Annotated in this window: 18 protein-coding genes; 10 read left to right on the top strand and 8 right to left on the bottom strand. The window is 67.6% G+C overall.

The window, feature by feature from the left end; genetic code table 11:
* Nucleotides 1–3: 3 nt before the first annotated feature.
* Nucleotides 4–651 carry a hypothetical protein gene (locus tag PV768_RS18155; RefSeq protein ID WP_321215304.1) on the bottom strand — a complete coding sequence of 216 codons (648 nt, stop codon included), beginning with the start codon at nucleotides 649–651 and terminating at the stop codon, nucleotides 4–6.
* Nucleotides 652–712: 61 nt separating this feature from the next.
* Here PV768_RS18155 and PV768_RS18150 point away from each other — a divergent pair, with 61 nt between their 5' ends.
* Nucleotides 713–2197 carry a PLP-dependent aminotransferase family protein gene (locus PV768_RS18150; RefSeq protein WP_321215303.1) on the top strand — a complete coding sequence of 495 codons (1485 nt, stop codon included), beginning with the start codon at nucleotides 713–715 and terminating at the stop codon, nucleotides 2195–2197.
* Nucleotides 2198–2237: 40 nt separating this feature from the next.
* On the opposite strand, the gene PV768_RS18145 is transcribed toward PV768_RS18150, so the two are convergent.
* Together PV768_RS18145 and PV768_RS18140 are read right to left on the bottom strand one after the other, a co-directional pair.
* A complete protein-coding gene (locus tag PV768_RS18145) occupies nucleotides 2238–2930 on the bottom strand; it encodes an SRPBCC family protein (protein ID WP_421093762.1) in 693 nt (230 codons plus the stop codon).
* The gene (locus PV768_RS18140; protein ID WP_321215301.1) at nucleotides 2923–3552 is read right to left on the bottom strand and encodes a helix-turn-helix domain-containing protein; all 630 of its coding nucleotides are present in this window, start codon (nucleotides 3550–3552) and stop codon (nucleotides 2923–2925) included. The genes PV768_RS18145 and PV768_RS18140 overlap by 8 nt, the downstream gene beginning before the upstream one ends.
* Nucleotides 3553–3656: 104 nt before the next feature.
* On the opposite strand from PV768_RS18140, the gene PV768_RS18135 reads away from it, so the two are divergent.
* The 3 genes from PV768_RS18135 to PV768_RS18125 all read left to right on the top strand — a co-directional run bounded on the left by PV768_RS18135 (nucleotide 3657) and on the right by PV768_RS18125 (nucleotide 5956).
* A complete protein-coding gene (locus PV768_RS18135) occupies nucleotides 3657–4640 on the top strand; it encodes an RluA family pseudouridine synthase (RefSeq protein WP_321216211.1) in 984 nt (327 codons plus the stop codon).
* 88 nt (nucleotides 4641–4728) lie between these two features.
* Entirely contained in the window at nucleotides 4729–5358 is a 630-nt protein-coding gene (locus tag PV768_RS18130; RefSeq protein WP_321215300.1) for a hypothetical protein, read from the top strand.
* On the top strand, nucleotides 5339–5956 hold the full coding sequence (locus PV768_RS18125; protein ID WP_157239233.1) for a DedA family protein: 618 nt from the start codon (nucleotides 5339–5341) through the stop codon (nucleotides 5954–5956). Before PV768_RS18130 ends, PV768_RS18125 begins: the two co-directional genes overlap by 20 nt.
* Nucleotides 5957–5991: 35 nt before the next feature.
* Here PV768_RS18125 and PV768_RS18120 read toward each other — a convergent pair whose 3' ends face one another.
* Nucleotides 5992–6297 carry a hypothetical protein gene (locus PV768_RS18120; RefSeq protein WP_157239235.1) on the bottom strand — a complete coding sequence of 102 codons (306 nt, stop codon included), beginning with the start codon at nucleotides 6295–6297 and terminating at the stop codon, nucleotides 5992–5994.
* A gap of 141 nt (nucleotides 6298–6438) precedes the next feature.
* On the opposite strand from PV768_RS18120, the gene PV768_RS18115 reads away from it, so the two are divergent.
* The gene (locus tag PV768_RS18115) at nucleotides 6439–6942 is read left to right on the top strand and encodes a hypothetical protein (protein ID WP_157239237.1); all 504 of its coding nucleotides are present in this window, start codon (nucleotides 6439–6441) and stop codon (nucleotides 6940–6942) included.
* A gap of 91 nt (nucleotides 6943–7033) precedes the next feature.
* Here the strand turns inward: PV768_RS18115 and ppc are convergent, their stop codons facing one another.
* On the bottom strand, nucleotides 7034–9856 hold the full coding sequence (ppc, locus tag PV768_RS18110; RefSeq protein ID WP_321215299.1) for a phosphoenolpyruvate carboxylase: 2823 nt from the start codon (nucleotides 9854–9856) through the stop codon (nucleotides 7034–7036).
* 112 nt (nucleotides 9857–9968) lie between these two features.
* Entirely contained in the window at nucleotides 9969–10514 is a 546-nt protein-coding gene (locus tag PV768_RS18105) for a hypothetical protein (protein WP_321215298.1), read from the bottom strand.
* Between the two features lie 95 nt (nucleotides 10515–10609).
* On the opposite strand from PV768_RS18105, the gene PV768_RS18100 reads away from it, so the two are divergent.
* The gene (locus PV768_RS18100; RefSeq protein ID WP_421093761.1) at nucleotides 10610–11458 is read left to right on the top strand and encodes a DUF1684 domain-containing protein; all 849 of its coding nucleotides are present in this window, start codon (nucleotides 10610–10612) and stop codon (nucleotides 11456–11458) included.
* Here PV768_RS18100 and PV768_RS18095 read toward each other — a convergent pair.
* Nucleotides 11455–12654: an acyl-CoA dehydrogenase family protein gene (locus tag PV768_RS18095; protein WP_321215296.1), complete on the bottom strand. Its 1200-nt coding sequence runs from the start codon at nucleotides 12652–12654 to the stop codon at nucleotides 11455–11457. The two genes, PV768_RS18100 and PV768_RS18095, sit on opposite strands and share 4 nt — an antisense overlap.
* Before the next feature lie 2 nt (nucleotides 12655–12656).
* Nucleotides 12657–13451, bottom strand: coding sequence for an SDR family NAD(P)-dependent oxidoreductase (locus PV768_RS18090; RefSeq protein ID WP_323057687.1), 795 nt, complete (start codon nucleotides 13449–13451; stop codon nucleotides 12657–12659).
* A gap of 135 nt (nucleotides 13452–13586) precedes the next feature.
* Here PV768_RS18090 and PV768_RS18085 point away from each other — a divergent pair, with 135 nt between their 5' ends.
* The 4 genes from PV768_RS18085 to PV768_RS18070 all read left to right on the top strand — a co-directional run bounded on the left by PV768_RS18085 (nucleotide 13587) and on the right by PV768_RS18070 (nucleotide 18773).
* The gene (locus PV768_RS18085; RefSeq protein WP_421093760.1) at nucleotides 13587–14828 is read left to right on the top strand and encodes a glycoside hydrolase family 76 protein; all 1242 of its coding nucleotides are present in this window, start codon (nucleotides 13587–13589) and stop codon (nucleotides 14826–14828) included.
* A gap of 144 nt (nucleotides 14829–14972) precedes the next feature.
* A complete protein-coding gene (locus PV768_RS18080; RefSeq protein ID WP_421093759.1) occupies nucleotides 14973–16025 on the top strand; it encodes an iron ABC transporter substrate-binding protein in 1053 nt (350 codons plus the stop codon).
* A gap of 4 nt (nucleotides 16026–16029) precedes the next feature.
* Nucleotides 16030–17619, top strand: a complete 1590-nt coding sequence (locus tag PV768_RS18075) for an ABC transporter permease (protein ID WP_421093758.1) — start codon at nucleotides 16030–16032, stop codon at nucleotides 17617–17619.
* A complete protein-coding gene (locus PV768_RS18070) occupies nucleotides 17616–18773 on the top strand; it encodes an ABC transporter ATP-binding protein (protein ID WP_321215291.1) in 1158 nt (385 codons plus the stop codon). The genes PV768_RS18075 and PV768_RS18070 overlap by 4 nt, the downstream gene beginning before the upstream one ends.
* Nucleotides 18774–18815: the final 42 nt, after the last annotated feature.

The following is an 18815-nucleotide window of genomic DNA, read 5'->3' as shown; positions in this document are numbered from 1 at the left end:
GCCTCAGTTGGTGCTGGCAAGCGGCTCCGGGGCTGCGCTTCGGGAGTCGCCGCCGCTTCCAGCGTCGGCGTGTGCAGCGGTCACCATGAAGACCGGCAGCAGGAGCTGGACCAGGGGGCCGATGGCAAGGGCGTACACAACAGTCCCCACTCCCACGGAGCCACCAAGGAACCAGCCGACGGCGAGGACAACAATTTCGATCAGCGTGCGGGACACCCGGACAGACCAGCCAGTACGCCTCGCCAGCCCGGTCATCAGTCCGTCCCGTGCGCCGGGACCGAAACGGGCGCCGATGTAGCAGGCCGAAGCGATGCCGTTCAGCAGCACCGCGCCGGCAAGCAGGCCCACCTGTCCGCCCAGGTGGGAGAACGCGGGAATCAGGGCGAGACCGATGTCCGCGAACAAGCCAACCAGGACGGCGTTGCAGAGGGTTCCGAACCCCGGCCACTGCCGCAACGGAATCCACAGCAGCAGCACCAGGAAACTGACGATGATGACCACCACACCGATGCTGAGCCCGGTCCTGCCAGCGACACCCTGGTGAAAGACATCCCACGGGTCCAGGCCCAGCCCGGCGCGGATGAACATGGCGAGGGAGATGCCGTACATGGCAAGGCCGGTAAAGAGCTGAAGAAGTCTGCGGGTCAACATACACACGACCCTGTCAGAAAACTGGCCTTGATTTACATAGCCAGTCTGAAATACTGGCCTGATGTCATCCCTCACCGCCGCCGGCCTTGCCCGTCTCTTGGGCGAGTGGAACGTTGGTGCCGCGGCCGCTTACCGCGAGCTGGCCGACGTCGTACGCCTGCTGGTGCTCGACGGGCGGGTGGCCCTGGACACGGCCCTGCCCAGCGAGCGGGCGCTGTCCGACGTCCTGGGCGTCAGCCGGACCACGGTGACTGCCGCCTACGGCCTGCTCCGTGACCAGGGTTTCCTTACCGGCGGCCAAGGCAGCAGGAGCCGGACACGGATCCCGCCGGTGACCCCGGCAGGCACCACGGTATTCACAGGCCCGGCGCGCAAGGACCCGGCGCTCACCGCCCCCGGACTGGCTGCCCCGGAAGGACTGATCGACCTCGCCTATGCCTCCCTTCCCGCCAGCGGAGAGGTGGTGCACCGCGCGTTCGCGGCCGCCCTCACCGAACTCCCGGCTCTGCTCCCCGGCTTCGGCTACGACGCCATCGGCCTGCTCCCCCTGCGGGAGGCAGTGGCGGCGCGCTACACCGCGGCCGGAGCGCCCACAACCGCGGACCAGATCCTGGTGACGTCGGGCGCGCAGCATGCCCTCAACATCGTCCTTCGCGCCCTTGCCGGCCGGCAGGAACGGGTGCTGGTGGAGCACCCCAGCTACCCGAACGCCCTCGATGCCATCCGGGCGGCCGGGTGCCGCCCCGTTCCGGTGGCATTCTCCGGGGGCCGGCCGGGGTGGGACATGGACAGCATCCAGGCGGCACTGCAGCAGCAGCGGCCCAAGCTGGCGTACGTGGTTCCGGACTTCCACAATCCAACGGGCCAACTGATGCCGGACCTCCAGCGCCGCCGGCTGGTCCGCGCGGCCGCGGCCGCCGGCACCGTCCTGGTGGTGGATGAGACCCTCCGGGAGCTGAACCTTGACGGCGCCGGGACCACTCCCGTCGCGGCTTTCAGCCCGGCAGTGGTAACCATCGGCTCGCTCAGCAAATCCCATTGGGGCGGCCTCCGCACAGGCTGGATCCGGGCTACTCCGGACCTGGTCCAGCGCTTTGCGGCAGCGCGGACCTCGCTGGATCTGGGCGGACCCCTGATGGAGCAACTGGCCGCCGCCCACCTGGTCAGGGCCTTGGACGAGCCCCTGCCGGCCCGTCTAGCCGCGCTCCGGGACAGCCGGGCCGCGCTCCTGGAACTCCTCGCCGGCCACTTGCCCGAATGGGAGGTGGCGTACCCTGCCGGCGGCCTCTCGGCGTGGTGCAGGCTGCCGGCCCCCATCAGCACTGCGCTGACAGTCATAGCCCCCGACTTTGGAATCCGGCTGGCGGCAGGGCCGCGCTTCGGGGTTGGCGGCGCCTTCGAACGCTACCTCCGGGTGCCCTTTACCCTGCCGCCGGAGAAGCTGGAGACCGCAGTCCTGGCCCTGCGTTCAGCGCAGGACCGGCTGGATGCCGCCCCGCAGCTCCGGCGCACCCTCAGGAACGCCCCGGCCGTGGCCATTGCCTGACCCTCGGCTGTCGCCAGCGGTGCGCGTCCCGGCGGCAGCCCTACGCGTACACCTTCGCCAGGAAGTTGCCCCATGCCCTGGCGGTGGCTTCGGAATCCCCTGCACCGCTGAAATCATGGACGGTCATCCCGACGGGTGCGCCCCACGCGTTGCGGCCGAAGAAGCGGTACATGGCCTCGGATGTCCGCAGGCCAAGGAAGTGCTCATTGGAGAAGTCCACTTCCCCTGAAAGCCTCCCCACGCCGTCGAGCTCCACGTCCAGGCGTGAACCCTGCTCCGCGGACGCCAGGCCCAGCGCGCCGCGCAGCCGGGCAAAGCCGTCTGGTGACTGGGACGCCGCCGGCGCCTGGATGTCCGTGAATACCACGGGCCGGCCGTCGAAGTACTGCAGGTACTGGCCCAGGGTGTGGAGGTAAAACTCGGTGTGGCGGGAGGCGCCGTCGTACTGTTCGTCCCAGCTGTCCGCAAAGATCCCGCTGTGGACGTAGTGGAGGCGGGCGCCACCGCCGTCAAGCGGTTCCAGGACGTGCTCCAGCTGGTTGAACCAGCCGTCCGGCCCCTCCATCCTGGACACGAGGTGCGTCGGGTATTCCTTGACGGTCTTGACGTCCGGCCACTGGTCCGTGGGGAACATCCACGCGGGCGTTCCAGTGGTCACAGCCTCCCACACGCGCTCCGGCGTGCCCGGAAGCTCGGTGTCGCAGACGATTTCGAAGTTGCGGTTGTCAGTCATTGTCCTGCTCCTTGCCTGAGGGGGTTTCCGTTGTTTCCTTGAGCGGCTTGAGGACGGGATGAAGGGCCACCACGAGGCGGTGCCGCCGCCCGCGGGGGGCGTCGCCGTCGTGGTATTTGTCCACCAGTCGGGTGACTGCCACGCCGAGCTCCTCGGCGAAGGCTGCGCGGTCGGCCGCGGTGCGGAAGGTGACTTCGCCGTCCACCGCGAACGTGGCCAGCTCCTGGCGGGCCGCGGCCGCGCCGGCAATCAGCTTGCCCAGCTCCTGCACCATCCGGCCCGCAAGCGCCAGCAGCCAGAACGCCGAGAAATGACTGGAAAAGCGGCCCGGATCCGGTGAGATCGAGGCCAGCGCCTGGGGCGAGATCAGGTAGGACGAGGCCGTGGCCTGGACGACGCGCTCGGTCACGTTGCCCTTGCGCCGCTCCTCCACCAGCTCCACCAGCCCGTGCTTCTCCAGGGCCTTCAGGTGGTAGTTGACCTTCTGCCTCGGCAGCGCCAGCCTGACCGCGAGCCGGGTGGCCGATGCCGGCTGGACCAGCTCCCGAAGGATCCGGGTACGGATCGGATCGAGTGACACCTCGGCCGCTGCCGGGTCCTCAATAACCGCTATCTCCAACATGCTTCCAGTATTGCCACCGACAATTTTTATTGTCAAGAACTTTTTTGTCGTCGGTTTTAGTTCGCCGAACGGGCAGGAACGCGCGCCGGTAGAATGGACCGGTGATGCAATCCCCCCTCCCCGTGCGCGACGGCGTGAACGCCACCCGCCTGCGCCTGCCGGAAGAGGGCCCGTGGGACACCGCAATGGACTACATGATGCACCGCTGGGGGCATATCGATCCGCAGGGCATCGAGGACAGGTTCGACGCCGGCGAGATCGTTGGCGAGGGCGGGGTGCCGCTGGACCGGGCTACTCCCCTCCAGGACCACACCTTCATCTGGTACTACCGCAGCCTGCCGCCGGAGACGCGGATCCCGGTGGACATCAGCATCCTCCACCAGGACGAGCACCTGCTGGTGGTGGACAAGCCGCATTTCCTGCCCACCACCCCGGGCGGCACCTACATCCAGGAGTCGGCGCTGGTGCGCCTGCGCAACCAGCTGGAACTGCCGGACCTGATTCCCATGCACCGGCTTGACCGCATGACCGCCGGGGTACTGCTGTTCTCCACCAATCCGCAGACCCGCGGCAAGTACCAGGTGCTCTTCGAGAAGCGCCAGGTGCAGAAGGAGTACGAGTGCGTGGCCGCCGCCCACCCTGCCCCCGGCCATGCCGCCGTCGAATTTCCCGTGGTGGTGCGCAACCGGATGACCAAGTCCCGCAGCTACCTGCTCGCCGAAGTGGTGGACGGTGAACCCAACGCGGAAACCCGGATCGAGCGGCTGGAAACGTTCGACGCCGGCGCTTCCCCGGGTGCCTCCGGCGCCACGGCCGCGGCATCGGGCGGTCCCCGGCGCCTCGCGCGGTACCGGCTGGAGCCGCATACCGGAAAGACCCACCAGCTGCGGGTGCACATGGCTTCACTCGGCCTGGGCATCATCAACGACGCGTTCTATCCGGAGCTGCTGGACAAGGCACCGGACGACTACAGCCGGCCGCTCCAGCTGCTGGCCCGCGGCATCCGGTTTGTTGACCCCATCGCGGGAAAGCCCGTGGAGTACCGCAGCCGGCTTGAACTCAGCACTGCCGGTCCCGCCCGCAGCTGACCGGCCGCGCCTGGCCGCTCCGTCCTCTGGATGGCGGGTGCCGACGGGACTATCCTGAGGGATACCTGGGCCAAGGCAAGGAAGCACAATGGACGCGCTCATCGAAATACCCGGCGATCGGACAGCCGCCCGTTTTGCGTACGCAGCAGCCGGGCTGGGCGCGGTGGGAGTGGCCACCCTGGGCGCCATGTTTGCCGTGGAAGTCCCCCGCAACGGACCCTATGTCTTCGGCACCATCAATGACGCAACGGGCGCCGTATTCAACCTGGTGGCCATCCCCGTAATCCTCCAGGTCCACCGCCGGCTGCCCCGGACGGGCGCCTCCGAGGCCGGCAAGTGGGTGGTCATTGCTTCCTGCGCGGCCGGATCCGCAAGCTCGTTCCTGCTGGTTTCCAGGCAGCTCGATTTCAAGAGCTCCACCGTCATTTCGGTCGCGGCGATGACCGTCCAGGCGGGCTGGTTCCTGCTGGCACACCGGGAGCTCCTGGCCTCCGGGGGGTACCCGCGGAAGCTCGCCAGACTGGGGCAGGCCATTGGAGGTTCGCTGCTGGTGGCGCTGCCCGTGGCCGGCCTCACCGCCGTGGAGCAGCTTCCCCGCTGGATCCGCTACGGGGTTGGCGGTGCCGGCGTCGCGGCGGGAGCAGCCGCCTGGATCGCCTGGCCGTACTGGTACTTCCTGGCCGGCCGGCAGTTGGGCCATGGACTTCGGCAGCGCTGAGAGCTGGGGGACGGCGATCTACTTTTGGATCATCCCCGTGGTTCTCGGTGATGCCATCTTCCCGCCCGTTCCCTCCGAAATGGTGGTGATCACCGCCGGCGCCCTGTCCGCGGACGGACGCGCCAACGTCTTCCTGGTGGTAATACTCTCGGCCGTGGCCTCCTGGATCGGCGACATGGTGGTTTTCCAGCTCTTCCGGCGGCGGCTGAGTCACGTGCTGGACCGGTGGAAGTGGGGCCGGCGGGTCCACCAGGGCATCCACGAAGCCATCGCCAAAGCCGGCCGTTCGTCCACCTACGGGACCATCATCGGTGCCAGGTTTATCCCGGGCGGCCGGCTGGCCACCTCGGCCGCTGCCGGCATAGCCAACGTCTCCGCGCCGGGATTCAGCCTGTGCGCGGGCATCGGGGCAGTGCTGTGGGCATGCTGGCTGGTGGGCCTGGGCTACTTCACGGGCTCGGCAACCAAGCTGCCGTTTTGGGCCAGCTCGCTGATTGGAGTGGCGCTCGGCCTGGTGGTGGGCGCCGCCGTCGGCGTGATCGTGACCCGGCGGCGCGGCAGCCGGTCACCAGTGGAGGAACCGGGCCCTCTGGGCTGAGCGCTGGACGACACCGGGCCCAGTGGCAGCGGGTCCTACACGGGAGCCCAGCGGCCGCGGTTGCGGCGCAGCACCGTGAGCGAACCGGTGAGGGCAACGCGTTCGACGGCGTCCCGCATCATGGCTGCCGATTCCCGCGCCCGCTGGTTCTCACCGCTGTACTCGGTGGCCTCCACGAGGAACCGCAGGTTCAGCTGCGGCACCCCGCCGGCAATCTGCAGCTGGTTCGACTCCACATGGTGGCGGGTTCCCAGCGCTTCCACCGCAGCGTCCATCACGGCTTCAGGCGGGTTACCCGGCCGAAGTCCGGTGATCTTCAGGCGGGTCTGGAAGGAGGGCATGCCTTCAACCCTAATCAATAGCCTGCGAAAAGCCCGTCCGGCAGTGGATCCAAATCACCCATGGCGGTCTCCGGTACGGCGGGGCTACACTAGCCCCGCGGTCTCATCTTCAGTATCAACAACGAGAAAAGAAGACGGAACATGAGACGGAATATCCTTCGCGCTTTTGCCACCACATTTGCGGTCCTCCTGGCCTCGGTTTTGGGCATCAGCGCCGCTTCAGCAGGCTCGGGCCAGAGCGACCTGGCGGCGGTTCGCCAAGCCACGGTCCAGTACCGCAACGTTGACGCAGCCGTAATGGCCGGGTACGAGGCAGTGGGTGAATGTGTTCCAGGCATGGGCTTCCACTACGTCAACTTCAGCCAGTTCGGCCAGATGGACCCGCTGACCCCGGACGCACTGACGTACGCAGCCAACAGCGCGGGCCAACTCAGGCTGGTGGCCGCAGAATGGTTCAAGGTGGACGAGGACCAAGACCTGGGAACCGACAGCGACCGGCCCTCCATGTTTGGCAAGGACTTTGACGGCCCCATGCTGGGCCACGCCCCTGGCATGCCGATCCACTACGACCTCCACGCCTACCTCTGGCAGGGTAACCCGGACGGTGTGCTGGCAACCTACAACCCGAAGGTCCGCTGCCTGTAGGGGCAGCAGCGGCCACTTACGGATGCGCTATCACTTTTAGTTGCTTCCCGGCACGGGAGCAACCAAGAGTGATGGCGCAACGCCAGAACGCCTAGCCCGTGTTCCGGAGCCCGGCTGCCACGCCGTTGACGGTGATCAGCATGGCGCGCTGGAGGCGTTCGTCAATTTCGGCGCCGCTGATGCCATCAGCGGCTTCAGCCGCTTCAGCCCGGACGCGGCGCAGGAGCTCCACCTGCAGGTAGCTGATGGGATCCAGGTATTGGTCCCGGATTTCGAGTGAACGCTTGAGCGTGGGCTGGGCATCCAGGAGCAGGTTCTCGCCTGTCAGCTTCTGCACCTCGGATACTGTCAGCTCATACTCCTCCCGGATGGACCGGAAGATGTGATGCAGTTCCTCGGGGACGAGGGTGGAGACGTAGTAGCCGGCGATGTCCAGGTCCGTCTTGGCGAGGGTCATCTCCACGTTGGAGAGCACGGACCGGAAGAAATGCCAGTTCTCCCACATTTCCACGAGCTGCGCCGCGTTGCCGGCCTCGCGGGCCGCCTTGAGGCCGGAGCCCACGCCGAACCAGCCGGGGACGATCTGGCGGGACTGCGTCCAGCCGAACACCCAAGGGATGGCACGCAGCCCGCCGAGGCCCGCTCCGGAATCCGGCCGCTTGGACGGGCGGGAGCCGATGTTCAGCGAGCCCAGTTGCTCCACCGGGGTGGAGGCCATGAAGTAGGCCGGAAGGTCGGGGTTGTCGATCAGGTTCCGGTAGCGGTCGAAAGCGGCGTCTGAGATGGTCTCCATGACGTGCCCGTAGCGTTCCCGCTGGTCGGCGGAGGTGCGCGGGTCCTTGTGCAGGGCCGAGCCCTGCAGCACGGCGGCCAGGGACAGCTCAAGGTTTTCGCGGGCGAGCTCGGGCAGGGAGTATTTGTCCGAGATGACCTCGCCCTGTTCCGTGAACTTGATCTCGCCTTCGAGCACGCCGTTGGGCTGCGCCAGGATGGCATCGTACGTGGGTCCGCCGCCGCGGCCCACCGACCCGCCGCGGCCATGGAACAGGCGCACGCGCACGCCGTGCTTGGCGGCGACGTCCCGCAGCTTCCGCTGGGTCTTGTGGATTTCCCACTGGCTGGTCATCACGCCGGATTCCTTGTTGGAGTCCGAGTAGCCAAGCATGACTTCCTGGACGTCCCCGCGCAGGCGCACCAGTTCGCGGTAGGAGGGATCGGACAGCAGCTGGTCAACGATCTCCGCGGAGGCCCGCAGCTCCTCAACGGTCTCCAGCAGGGGCGCGAACCCGAGCCTGGCGTAGGGCTTCTCGCCAAAGAGGTTCACCAGGCCGGCCTCACGGGCCAGGACGGCCGCGGCCAGGACGTCGTCGGCGCCGCGGGTCATGGAGATGATGTAGGTCTCGATGACGTCCGGGCCGTACGTGCGCAGGGCGCGGCGGATCTCACGGAAGACGTCGTACGTGCCGTCAGCGGCGCCGTCGAGCTTGATCGGGTGCCCGGACAGCGGCCGGCGCGAGGCGAGCTCGGAACCGAGCACCTCAAAGCGTTCCTCGCGGCTGAGTTCCGCATAGCGCAGGCCGGGTCCGCCCAGGCGGTCCATCAGCTGGCCAACGGCGTCATGGTGGTGGTCGGCGTGCTCGCGGATGTCCAGGGTTGCCAGGTGGAGTCCGAACGAGGCGATGGCGCGGCGCACCCGGGCCAGTGCGCCGTCGGCAGCCAACGACGCCGAGTGGTTGCGGAGAGAGAGCTCCACCAGTTCCAGGTCCGCCAGGAGTTCGCCGGTGCCGCTGTAGTCGCGGCCGTGTTCGTGGTGCGAGCCCGCCGCCACCCGCTTGCCGGTGTTGATCAGCTTGGCCTTGATGCAGGTCAGCTTCAGCCGGTAGGGCTCCTGGGCGTTGAGCTCCAGCACCCGCTTATCCAGGCCGGGCAGTTTCTGCAGGTCGGCCTCGATGGATTCCAGCAACTCCGGGTCCGCCCCCGCGAGCGCGGTGGAGTTGGAAAGGATGGAGATCAGTTCGTCGATCATGCCGATGCTGATGCGGACCGCATGCTGGTTCTGGATCTGCAGGATCTCCCGGGTGACCGCGGCGGTGACGTTGGGGTTGCCGTCCCGGTCGCCGCCGATCCATGAGCCGAAGCGGATGGGGGCGTCCTGGGATGCAAGGGTTACTCCGTGCTCGCCCAGCAGGTCGGAGAATTCGCTCAGCATCTCCGGCATTGCGTCGGTGAGGATGCTGCCCAGGTAATAGATGGCGTTGCGGGCCTCGTCCACCGGCGTGGGCCGAACCTGGCGGAGCTCGTCCGTCTGCCACATCTGGTCGATGATTTCGGCCAGCTGGCGGTCCTGGCGCCGGCGTGCAGTGGTGCCCTCTGCGGTGGGCCGGGCCAGCACGTCGGAGAGCTTGCGGATCTTGTCCAGCACGGACCGGCGCGAGGCTTCGGTGGGGTGGGCGGTGAAGATGGGGCGGACGTCCAGCCCGTTGACCACTTCCTGCAGCACCGCCGGTCCGGCCTGGTCAGCGATGTCGGCAACCGTCTTGGCCAGCCAGCCGTCCTTTTCAGCGCGCGTGCGCAGCCCCCGCACCCGGTGGACCTGTTCGGCGGCGTTGGCGAGGTGGAAGTAGAAAGCGAAGGCGCGGACCAGGTCGGTGGCCTGCCCGATGGGCAGGGAGCCCAGGAGCTCGCGGACCTGGGCCACGACGTCGTGCGCGCTCCAGGGACCGGTGGCGTCCGCACCGCCGCGGGCCGCTTCCTTGGACTCCTTGGTGAGGAGGCGCACCTGCTCCACCAGGTCAAGGAGCTCAGGTCCGTGCTGGCGGACCAGCGATTCTCCCAGCAGGGTGGAGACGCGACGGACGTCTGCCCTCAGTTCGGAGGCAAGATCGGTTTCGGGATTCGTTGCAGTGTGAGCCATGGAAACTATCTTTCGAGGGTTCGGACTTGGCTCGTACACTGCGCTGGATACTGTGAGCCACGTAACTAGCTAAAGATGCTACCCGCACTTCGGCGGCATAGGGGAATCCGTCTCAGATAATGTCGTGCGCTTGGTAACCTACGTGGCGCTTGACGAGTTCGAGCTCCTTCCGGAGTTGCTCAACTTCAGACTTATAGCCTGTGAATTCTGCCTTGAGCCGCTTGGCTGCCCTGGCGGTGACTACCATGGCCACCAGCGCCAGGGGCACCGAAAGCGCGAGCGCCCAGCCCGCGGCAACAAAGAAATCCAGCGCCACCGGCAACGCGGACCGGAAGTCCACGAACTCGTTGATGCCGTCGGTAACGCCGCCCAGCATCCCTTCCAGCGGTTCCAGGAACTGCCCCACCATCGGTGCGTCAGTGAGCGGAGGCGGGCTCAGTTTTGACTGCTGGTCACCGCCCCAGCGGCCGTCGCCCAGGTGGTTCAGGACGTAGATCCCCGCGCCGGCACTGGCTGCCATGAACACCACCAGGGCTGCCAGACCCGCCAGGTCGGGCCGCCGCGGCCGCCACAGGAGGATTGCCACGCCGACTGTTACTGCCGTGATCCAGGTCAGGGCCTTGAGCCATTCGGTGCTTACTCCAGCAAGTATGTCCACGCCACCTATTCAACAGGGCGGACCGTATCAAAGTGGAATGAACGCCGGCGCGGTGCGGTTGTAGGGTATGGCAATCCGACCGTGTGAAAGGAACCATGGGCACCCTCCCCGCAGCCAAGGTGGAGCGCTGGCAGCGCTTCCGCGACAACCGCAACAAAGCCCTCGCCGCCCGCCACGGCTGGCTGACCCTCACCTCGTTCCAGTGGCTTGAGAACTCCCCCGCCGCCGTCGAACTTGCTCCCGGGCTCTGGTCGACGGACGGTACGACCGCGGAACTCACCGCGGTGCCCGCCGACGGCCTGTCCCTGGTGGAGTCAGGGGAACCGGTGTCCGGGACGATTTCCGCGGCCCTCGCCGATGAGGAGTCGCTGATGTGGGTGCAGTTCGGCGGACCTGGCGGGGACCAGGTGGTGGTGGAACTGGCCATGCGGGCCGGGCGCTATGCCATCCGGACCCGGGACTCGGCCTCCCCCGTGCTCACCGGATTCGCTGGCGTGCCAACGTTCGACTACAACCCGGAGTGGGAGGTGGCGGGCAGGTTCGAACCCTATTCCCGGCCCGTGGACGTGCCGATCGCCACGGCCAACCCCCTGGTGGACGGCATCCACCGCACCGTGGGTGAAGTGGTGTTCCGCGTCGGCAGCGCCCACGAGTGCCGGCTGCAGGCGGAGGAGGAAAAACTCGGGGCGCTGTCCGTCACTTTCCATGACGAAACCAACGGCGCCGCCCCGCCGGGACAAACAGCTGACTGGCGCAAGCTGTCCCTGCCGCGGCCCCGAACGGATTCATCCGGAAATGCGACCGTGGTGCTGGATTTCAACCGCGCCATCAACTATCCCAGCGCCTTCACCCCGTACGGCACGTGCCCCATGCCGGTGCGGAACAATTCGCTGGACGTGCGCGTCGAGGCAGGCGAGAAGCTTCCGTACACCCGCGAGGATTAGGCGATGGCCGAAACCCCGGTGATGGCGCGGCCCGCAATCAGGGTGTTGACCTCGAAGGACCCTTCGTAGGTGTAAATGGCCTCGGCGTCGGAGAAGATCTTGGCCATGCGGTAATCGGTCACAATGCCGTTGCCGCCCAGGATGGACCTGCCCATTGCCACAGTTTCCCTCATCCGCGCGCTCAGGTATGACTTCGCGAGCGCCACCTGCGGCATGTCCGCGGCGCCGTCATCCTGCAGCCGCGCGAGGGCGGCCATCATGCCCATGCTCGCCACGGCGTTGCCGAGCATCGTCACGAGCTGCTGCTGGATCAGCTGGAACTGTGCCAGCGGGCGGCCGAACTGCCTGCGCTCCAGGGCGTACTGCCGGGCGACGTCGAAGGCGGCCAGCTGCTGGCCCACGGCCTGCCAGGCGACCATGATCCGCGAGCCCCGCAGCAGCTCCTTGGTGTCCTCGAAGCTGCTGACGGACGCGAACCGGTCCGCCTCGGCCACGCGGACGTCCGCCAGGAGGATGTCCGCGTTCTGCACCGTCCGCAGGGCAATCTTGTTCTCGATCCGGGTCCGCGTGACGCCCGGCAACGTGGCGTCCACGATGAACCCGCGGACCGACCCGTCCGCCTCATCCAGCGCCCACACGAGCATGTAGTCGCAGAACGTCCCGTTGCCGATCCACCGCTTGGCGCCGTTCAGCACCCAGGCATCACCGTCGTCGTCCGCCTCGCCTGTCACAGAGGAGATGCGCCTGGCCCGCGTCTCCATGCCGCCCGCCACGTCCGAACCGTGGTTGGGCTCAGTCAGGGCGAAGGCACCCGTGATGCGCAATTCCGAGGCGTCCGCCAGCAGCCGCTGCTTCTGGTCCGCGGACCCGAAGTCGTACAGGGCCTGGACAAACAGATCGTGGTGGACCAGGAAGAAAGTGGCAATCGAGGTGTCCACGCGCGTCATCTCGGCGATGACCAGGCCGGCGAACAGGTTGCTGTAGCCGCGCTGGGCGGGCGTGCTGAGTTCAAGGGCAGCCAGTTTGGGCAGGATGTGCGCGGGGAACTCGGCCTTGTTCCACCAGTCCCCTGCGTACGGCGCAATCTCGGCGGCCAGGAAATCCCGCAGTTCGGCGAGCTTGTCCCGTTCCTTTTGGCCCAGGAGGGATTCAAAGGCGAAGAAGTCCGCTGAGGGCAGCTCGGGCTGCGTTTCCATGCTCACTTCGGGCCCATCCGGATGGCGCCGTCCAGGCGGATGGTTTCCCCGTTCAGCATGGCGTTGTCCACGATGTGCGCCACCAGGTTCGCGTACTCGCCGGGCCTGCCCAGCCGTGACGGATGCGGCACCTGCGCGCCCAGGGAGTCTTGCGCCTCCTGCGGCAGGCCGGCCATCATGGGCGTCTCAAAAATGCCTGGCGCGATGGTGACCACCCGGACCAGCGAGCGGGCCAGTTCCCGGGCGATTGGCAGCGTCATGGCCGCCACCGCGCCCTTGGAGGCCGCATACGCCGGCTGGCCGATCTGGCCTTCGAAGGCCGCGACCGAGGCGGTGTTGATGATCACCCCGCGCTCGGGCCCGCCCAGCACCGTGGTGGCCGGCTCGGTGGCTGCCATCGCTGCCGCTGCGAGGCGCAGCACGTTGAAGGTGCCGATGAGGTTCACCTGGATGACCCGGTTGAAGGCCTCGAGCGGAAGCACGCCGTCCCGGCCCAGGACCTTTCCGGGGGTGGCGATCCCGGCGCAGTTCACCACGATCCGCAGCGGGCCAAGGCTGCCCGCGGCGGCGACGGCGGCCTGGACCTCGGACTCGCTGGTCACGTCCGCGGGTGAAAAGACGGCGGACCTGCCTGGAGCGCCGGCCGCGTTCAGTTCTTCTGCGAGGGCAGCCCCTGCCGACGACGGGAGGTCAACCAGCACCACGGAAGCGCCGTCGTCGAACAGGCGCCGGGCTGTTGCCGCCCCCAGGCCGGAGGCACCCCCGGCCACCAGCGCCACAGTGCCATTGACGTCCATACATCCTCCTTGATGCGCGTCCCCCATGGCAGGGCGGCCGCGGAGGTTAGTTAGTGAATGTTAACTGAAATACGCGAGGCCTGCATCACCGGGGCCTTCCTGGCCGGCTGGAGGAAGCGGGCTAGGGTGGGATTCATGACGCGTCCGGAGCCCGCCCCTGACCGCCAGGATCTTTCCCACTGGCACGGCAGGGCAAATGAAGCTGCACGATCGGTGACCACGCTCTTCGGCAGGAGGCTCCTGTTCCTGCCGGGCACCCATCTCGGTGCCGTGCAGTGGCCCCCACCTTCCTGGCGCAGGGATCCGAAGGGCGCACTCCCGGGCTCCTGGCATTACTGGTGGCAGGCCCATTACGTTGACTGCCTGGTTGATGCAGGGCGGCGGGAACTCGGCTACGGCGCCACCCCGGCCGCGCGGTTCAACGGCCCGGAACACCCCAGCGCCGGGCGGCTCGCCTCCCGCCTGGTCACCGGCATCCGACTGCGGAACGCTTTCACGTTCGTCAACAGCTATTACGACGACATGGCCTGGCTGGCGCTTGCCACCCACCGGCTCGACAAGCTGGCCGAGGAGACCCGCAGGCCGGGGCGCGGGCGCAACGCGCGCGTCCGGAAGTCCCTCACCCTCCAGTTCGAGGCCGCGTGCACCGCCGACCTGGGCGGCGGCGCTTTCTGGAGCAAGGCGCGGGATTTCAAGAACACCCCGGCCACGGCGCCGGTCGCCCTCTACTTCGCCCGGACGGGCAGCCCCGGGAAGGCACAGGCGCTGCTGGACTGGCTGGGGGCCACCCTCTTCGACCCGGACCAGGGCCTGTACCTTGACGGGGCGCGGCTGAATGCGGCCGGCGAAGTGGTGCTTGAACGGGCGGTCTACACCTATAACCAGGGCCCCGTCCTGGGCGCCCTCCTGGAACAGGGCGGGGAGGCGAACCTTGCCCGGGCAGCAGTCGTGGTGGAGGCGGTGGACCAGCTGCTGACGGTGCCGGCCCCCACCGGCGCACAAACCCCCGGCGAGGGCCGCGTCCTGCGGTGCGAAGGCACGGGCGACGGCGGCCTGTTCACCGGGATCCTCTGCCGCTACCTCGCGCTGGCGGCCGCCGACGCCCGGCTGTCCCCGCAGACCCGCAGCACCGCGGCCACGCTGGTGGCCGATACTGCGGGCGCCTTCTGGGCCGGTCGGCGCCCCGCGGAAACCGGCCAGGCCGCCGGAAGGAACGGCGCAAGCATCTTCTCCGTACATGCCGCCAAGCCGGCACGGGAAACCTGCCCCGCGGGCACCGCCGTCGAACTTTCCACCCAGCTGCAGGCATGGATGGCTTTGGAGGCCGCAGCAACCCTCCCGGAGCGCGGGCAATTAGGGCACGCAACAGTTCCGTAATTGTTGTGATCCTGCTCACATAAGGTCATTGTGGTTTGGTGGCTTAGGTATGGCTAACCTACGCTTTTTCACGTAGGCCTCCCGAATCCCCCGGCCCATGAGGACTCCGGTCCCGTTGACTTTTTCCCAGAAAGCAGCCCCTCAATGAAGATCCGCAACAGCGCCTTGGCCGGCATCGCCCTCGCCGCCACCGCAGCCCTCGGACTGACCGCCTGCGGCGGCGGTTCCACTCCGGCAGCCACCGGCTCGTCCGCCGCCGGCGGGGACTCGGGCGGAATCACCGTCTACAACGCGCAGCACGAAAGCCTGACCAAGGAATGGATCGACGCTTTCACGGCGGAGACCGGCATCAAGGTCACCATGCGCCAGGGATCGGACACCGAGCTGTCCAACCAGATCATCCAGGAAGGCGACGCCTCCCCGGCCGACGTTTTCCTGACGGAGAACTCCCCCGCCATGACCCAGGTTGAGAACGCCGGCCTGTTCGCGGACGTGGACGCGGCAACCGCTGCGCAGGTGCCGGCAGAGTTCCGTCCTTCCACCGGCAAGTGGACCGGCATTGCTGCCCGCTCCACCGTCCTGGTGTACGACAAGAACAAGCTCACGGAAGACAAGCTGCCCAAGTCCATGCTGGACCTTGCGAAGCCGGAGTGGAAGGGTAAATGGGCTGCTTCCCCGTCCGGCGCCGACTTCCAGGCCATCGTTTCCGCGCTGCTGGAACTCAAGGGAGAGGCCGCCACCGAGGAGTGGCTCAAGGGCATGAAGGAAAACTTCAAGGCCTACAAGGGCAACAGCACCGCCATGAAGGCCGTCAACGCCGGTGAAGTGGATGCCGCCCTGATCTACCACTACTACTACTACGGGGACCAGGCCAAGACGGGCGAGAACTCCAAGAACGTCAGCCCGTACTACTTCAAGAACCAGGATCCGGGCGCCTTCCTCTCCGTATCCGGCGGCGGTGTCCTGAAGAGCTCCAAGAAGGCTGCTGACGCCCAGGCGTTCCTGAAGTTCATCACCGGCAAGAAGGGCCAGGAAATCCTGAAGGACGGCACGTCGTTCGAGTACGCCATCGCCTCGGATGTTCCGGCCAACGAGAAGCTGGTTCCGATCGCGGAGCTCCAGGCCCCCATCGTCGATCCCGCCAAGCTCAACTCCGAAAAGGTCACCGACCTGATGACCTCGGCAGGACTCCTCTAAATCCGTGACTCCTGATCTCTCGGCTCCCCCTCGGGGGAGCTCGACGACGGCGGGCCGGGGCAGCAGCCCCCGCCCGCCTTTCGGCGTTTCTGCACTGTCCGCGCTGGCGGTGCTGATTGCCCTGTTTTCGCTCGTTCCGCTGGCCTATGTGGTGTACATGACCGCGGCAACCGGCTGGGACACCGCCGTCGAACTCATCTTCCGGCCGCGCGTGGCCGAACTGCTGCTCAACACCCTCCTGCTGACGGTGATCACCGTCCCGCTGTGCCTGGTCCTCGGTGTCGCCGGGGCCTGGCTCGTGGAACGCACCGCCCTGCGCGGCGCGCGGATCTGGGCTGTGCTCCTGGCCGCGCCGCTGGCCATCCCCGCGTTCGTCAACAGCTACGCCTGGGTCTCGGCGATCCCGTCGCTCGGCGGCCTGGGCTCGGGAGTCCTGATCGCCACGCTCTCCTACTTCCCGCTGGTCTACATTCCCGCCGCTGCCGCGCTCAGCCGGCTGGACCCGGCCATCGAGCAGTCGGCCGCCGCGTTGGGCCTCGGCGCCTGGCGTTCCTTCTTCCGGGTAGTCCTCCCCCAGCTCCGCATTGCCATGACCGGCGGTGCGCTCCTGGTGGCCCTGCACCTGCTCGCCGAGTACGGGGCGTTCGCCATGATCCGCTTCGACACCTTCACCACGGCGATCATGGTGCAGTACCAGTCAACCTTCAACGGTGCTGCCGGAAACATGCTGGCCAGCGTGCTGGTGTTCTTCTGCCTCCTCCTGCTGCTGGCCGAAGTCAGGAGCCGCGGCACCGCCCGCTACGCCCGCATCGGCCCCGGCGCGCAGGCGAAGGCCCTGCGCCTGCCGCTGCACGCGTACCAGTTTCCCGCCCAGCTGTTCCTGGTGGGACTGACCACACTGGCCTTCGGCCTCCCCCTGTTCTTTGTGCTCCGCTGGGTGGCCTCCGGCGGGACCGCCGCCTGGGCCGCGGACGAGTTCCTGCCGGCCCTCCTCGCCACGCTCGGCTATGGCCTGACCGGCGCCGCGGCCACCATCGTGGTGGCATTTCCGATGGCATACCTGGCTGTCCGCCACCCCGGCTGGTTCAGTAAGTCCCTGGAACTCTCCAACTACATCACCAGCTCCCTGCCCGGCATCGTGGTGGGGCTGGCCTTCGTGACGGTGAGCATCCGGATCGTGCCGGGGATCTACCAGACCGCAGGGGTGCTGGTGGCTGCCTACGTCCTCCTGTTCCTGCCCCGCGCCCTGGTCAACCTCAGGGCAGGCCTGGCCCAGGCTCCGAAGGAACTGGACGAGGCCGCCCAGGCCTTGGGCAAGCCTCCGCTCGTCTCCTTCGTCCGGGTCACCCTGCGGCTCACCGCACCCGCCGCCGCGGGAGGCGCGGCTCTCGTCTTCCTGGCCATCGCCAACGAGCTCACCGCCACCCTCCTGCTGTCCCCCAATGGGACGCGCACCCTTGCCACAGAGTTTTGGAGCAAGAGCAGCGAGATCGACTACGCGGGCGCCGCGCCGTACGCCCTGCTGATGATCCTGCTCTCCGCGCCGATGACTTACCTCCTTTTCCAGCAGTCCAAGAAAGTAGCCGGACAGTGACAGAACAAGCCCCCTCGAGGCTGCCGGAGCCGCGGGTCGCACCGTCCGTGGCGCCCACCACCAACAGCCACCTGGAGATCACCGACGTCACCAAGAACTTTGGCAACCAGGCCGTCCTGAAGGGCGTCAACCTCTCCGTCGCCAAAGGCGGAACCACGGCCATTGTGGGCCCGTCCGGGTCAGGCAAGACCACCCTGCTGCGGCTGATCGCCGGGTTCGAGCACCCGGACACGGGCAGCATTGCGCTGAACGGCACCAAAGTAGCCGGCGACGGCGTCTGGGTGCCTGCGCACAAACGGCACATCGGGTACGTGGCCCAGGACGGCGCCCTGTTCCCGCACCTCAGCGTGGGGCAGAACGTCGCCTTCGGGCTCGATCCGGACCGCCTGCCGGGGGGCCGGCGTGCTGTGGCCGGAAGGATCAGCGAACTGCTGGAAATGGTGTCACTGGACCCGGCCATGGCCAAGCGCCGCCCGCACCAGCTCTCCGGCGGGCAGCAGCAGCGCGTAGCGCTGGCCCGGGCCCTGGCACGCGAGCCCGAACTGATGCTCCTTGATGAGCCCTTCTCAGCACTCGACGCGGGGCTCCGGGTAGCCACCCGCAGGGCAGTGGCGAAGGTCCTGAACGAAGCCGGCGTCACCACCATCCTGGTGACCCATGACCAGGCCGAGGCGTTGTCCTTCGCGGACCAGGTGGCTGTAATGCGCGGCGGCAAACTCGCCCAGATCGGCAACCCGTTCGTGGTGTACACCCGCCCCGCGGACCGGGCCACGGCCGAATTCCTGGGGGACGCGGTCATCCTGGACGCCTGGCTGGAGGGTTCGCTGGCAACCTGCTCCCTGGGGGCGATCCCCGTCCGCAGGCCGCCGGTCCAAGGCCGGGTGCAGCTGATGCTGAGGCCTGAGCAGATCAGGATTGCCGAGGACGGGCCCATCCGGGGAGTTGTGGTGGACACCGACTACTTCGGCCCGGAAACCACGGTGCGCCTGAAACTCTCCGTCCCGCCACAGCTGGCCTCCAGCCCGGACCACCGCTACCCCGGAGGCGGCGAGATCATCACCATCCGGCACTGGAACGCCTCCATCGCCCGGCCCGGCATGGAGCTGTGCCTGCGCGTGGTGGGCGAAGGCGTGGCCTTCCCCCTGGACGACTGACCCCAACTGGGTAGCGCCAAGTGTCGTTTTGGGGCCTCAAAA

Source organism: Pseudarthrobacter sp. CC4, assembly GCF_048957775.1.
In the GTDB taxonomy this organism is placed as follows: domain Bacteria; phylum Actinomycetota; class Actinomycetes; order Actinomycetales; family Micrococcaceae; genus Arthrobacter.
This window is presented reverse-complemented; position numbering and strand designations above follow the sequence as displayed.

Coding starts and splice junctions, on each gene's coding strand:
- PV768_RS18155 (WP_321215304.1), bottom strand. CDS start 651: ATGTTGACCCGCAGACTTCTTCAGCTCTTTACCGGCCTTGCCATGTAC.
- PV768_RS18150 (WP_321215303.1), top strand. CDS start 713: ATGTCATCCCTCACCGCCGCCGGCCTTGCCCGTCTCTTGGGCGAGTGG.
- PV768_RS18145 (WP_421093762.1), bottom strand. CDS start 2,930: ATGACTGACAACCGCAACTTCGAAATCGTCTGCGACACCGAGCTTCCG.
- PV768_RS18140 (WP_321215301.1), bottom strand. CDS start 3,552: ATGTTGGAGATAGCGGTTATTGAGGACCCGGCAGCGGCCGAGGTGTCA.
- PV768_RS18135 (WP_321216211.1), top strand. CDS start 3,657: ATGCAATCCCCCCTCCCCGTGCGCGACGGCGTGAACGCCACCCGCCTG.
- PV768_RS18130 (WP_321215300.1), top strand. CDS start 4,729: ATGGACGCGCTCATCGAAATACCCGGCGATCGGACAGCCGCCCGTTTT.
- PV768_RS18125 (WP_157239233.1), top strand. CDS start 5,339: ATGGACTTCGGCAGCGCTGAGAGCTGGGGGACGGCGATCTACTTTTGG.
- PV768_RS18120 (WP_157239235.1), bottom strand. CDS start 6,297: ATGCCCTCCTTCCAGACCCGCCTGAAGATCACCGGACTTCGGCCGGGT.
- PV768_RS18115 (WP_157239237.1), top strand. CDS start 6,439: ATGAGACGGAATATCCTTCGCGCTTTTGCCACCACATTTGCGGTCCTC.
- ppc (WP_321215299.1), bottom strand. CDS start 9,856: ATGGCTCACACTGCAACGAATCCCGAAACCGATCTTGCCTCCGAACTG.
- PV768_RS18100 (WP_421093761.1), top strand. CDS start 10,610: ATGGGCACCCTCCCCGCAGCCAAGGTGGAGCGCTGGCAGCGCTTCCGC.
- PV768_RS18095 (WP_321215296.1), bottom strand. CDS start 12,654: ATGGAAACGCAGCCCGAGCTGCCCTCAGCGGACTTCTTCGCCTTTGAA.
- PV768_RS18090 (WP_323057687.1), bottom strand. CDS start 13,451: ATGGACGTCAATGGCACTGTGGCGCTGGTGGCCGGGGGTGCCTCCGGC.
- PV768_RS18085 (WP_421093760.1), top strand. CDS start 13,587: ATGACGCGTCCGGAGCCCGCCCCTGACCGCCAGGATCTTTCCCACTGG.
- PV768_RS18080 (WP_421093759.1), top strand. CDS start 14,973: ATGAAGATCCGCAACAGCGCCTTGGCCGGCATCGCCCTCGCCGCCACC.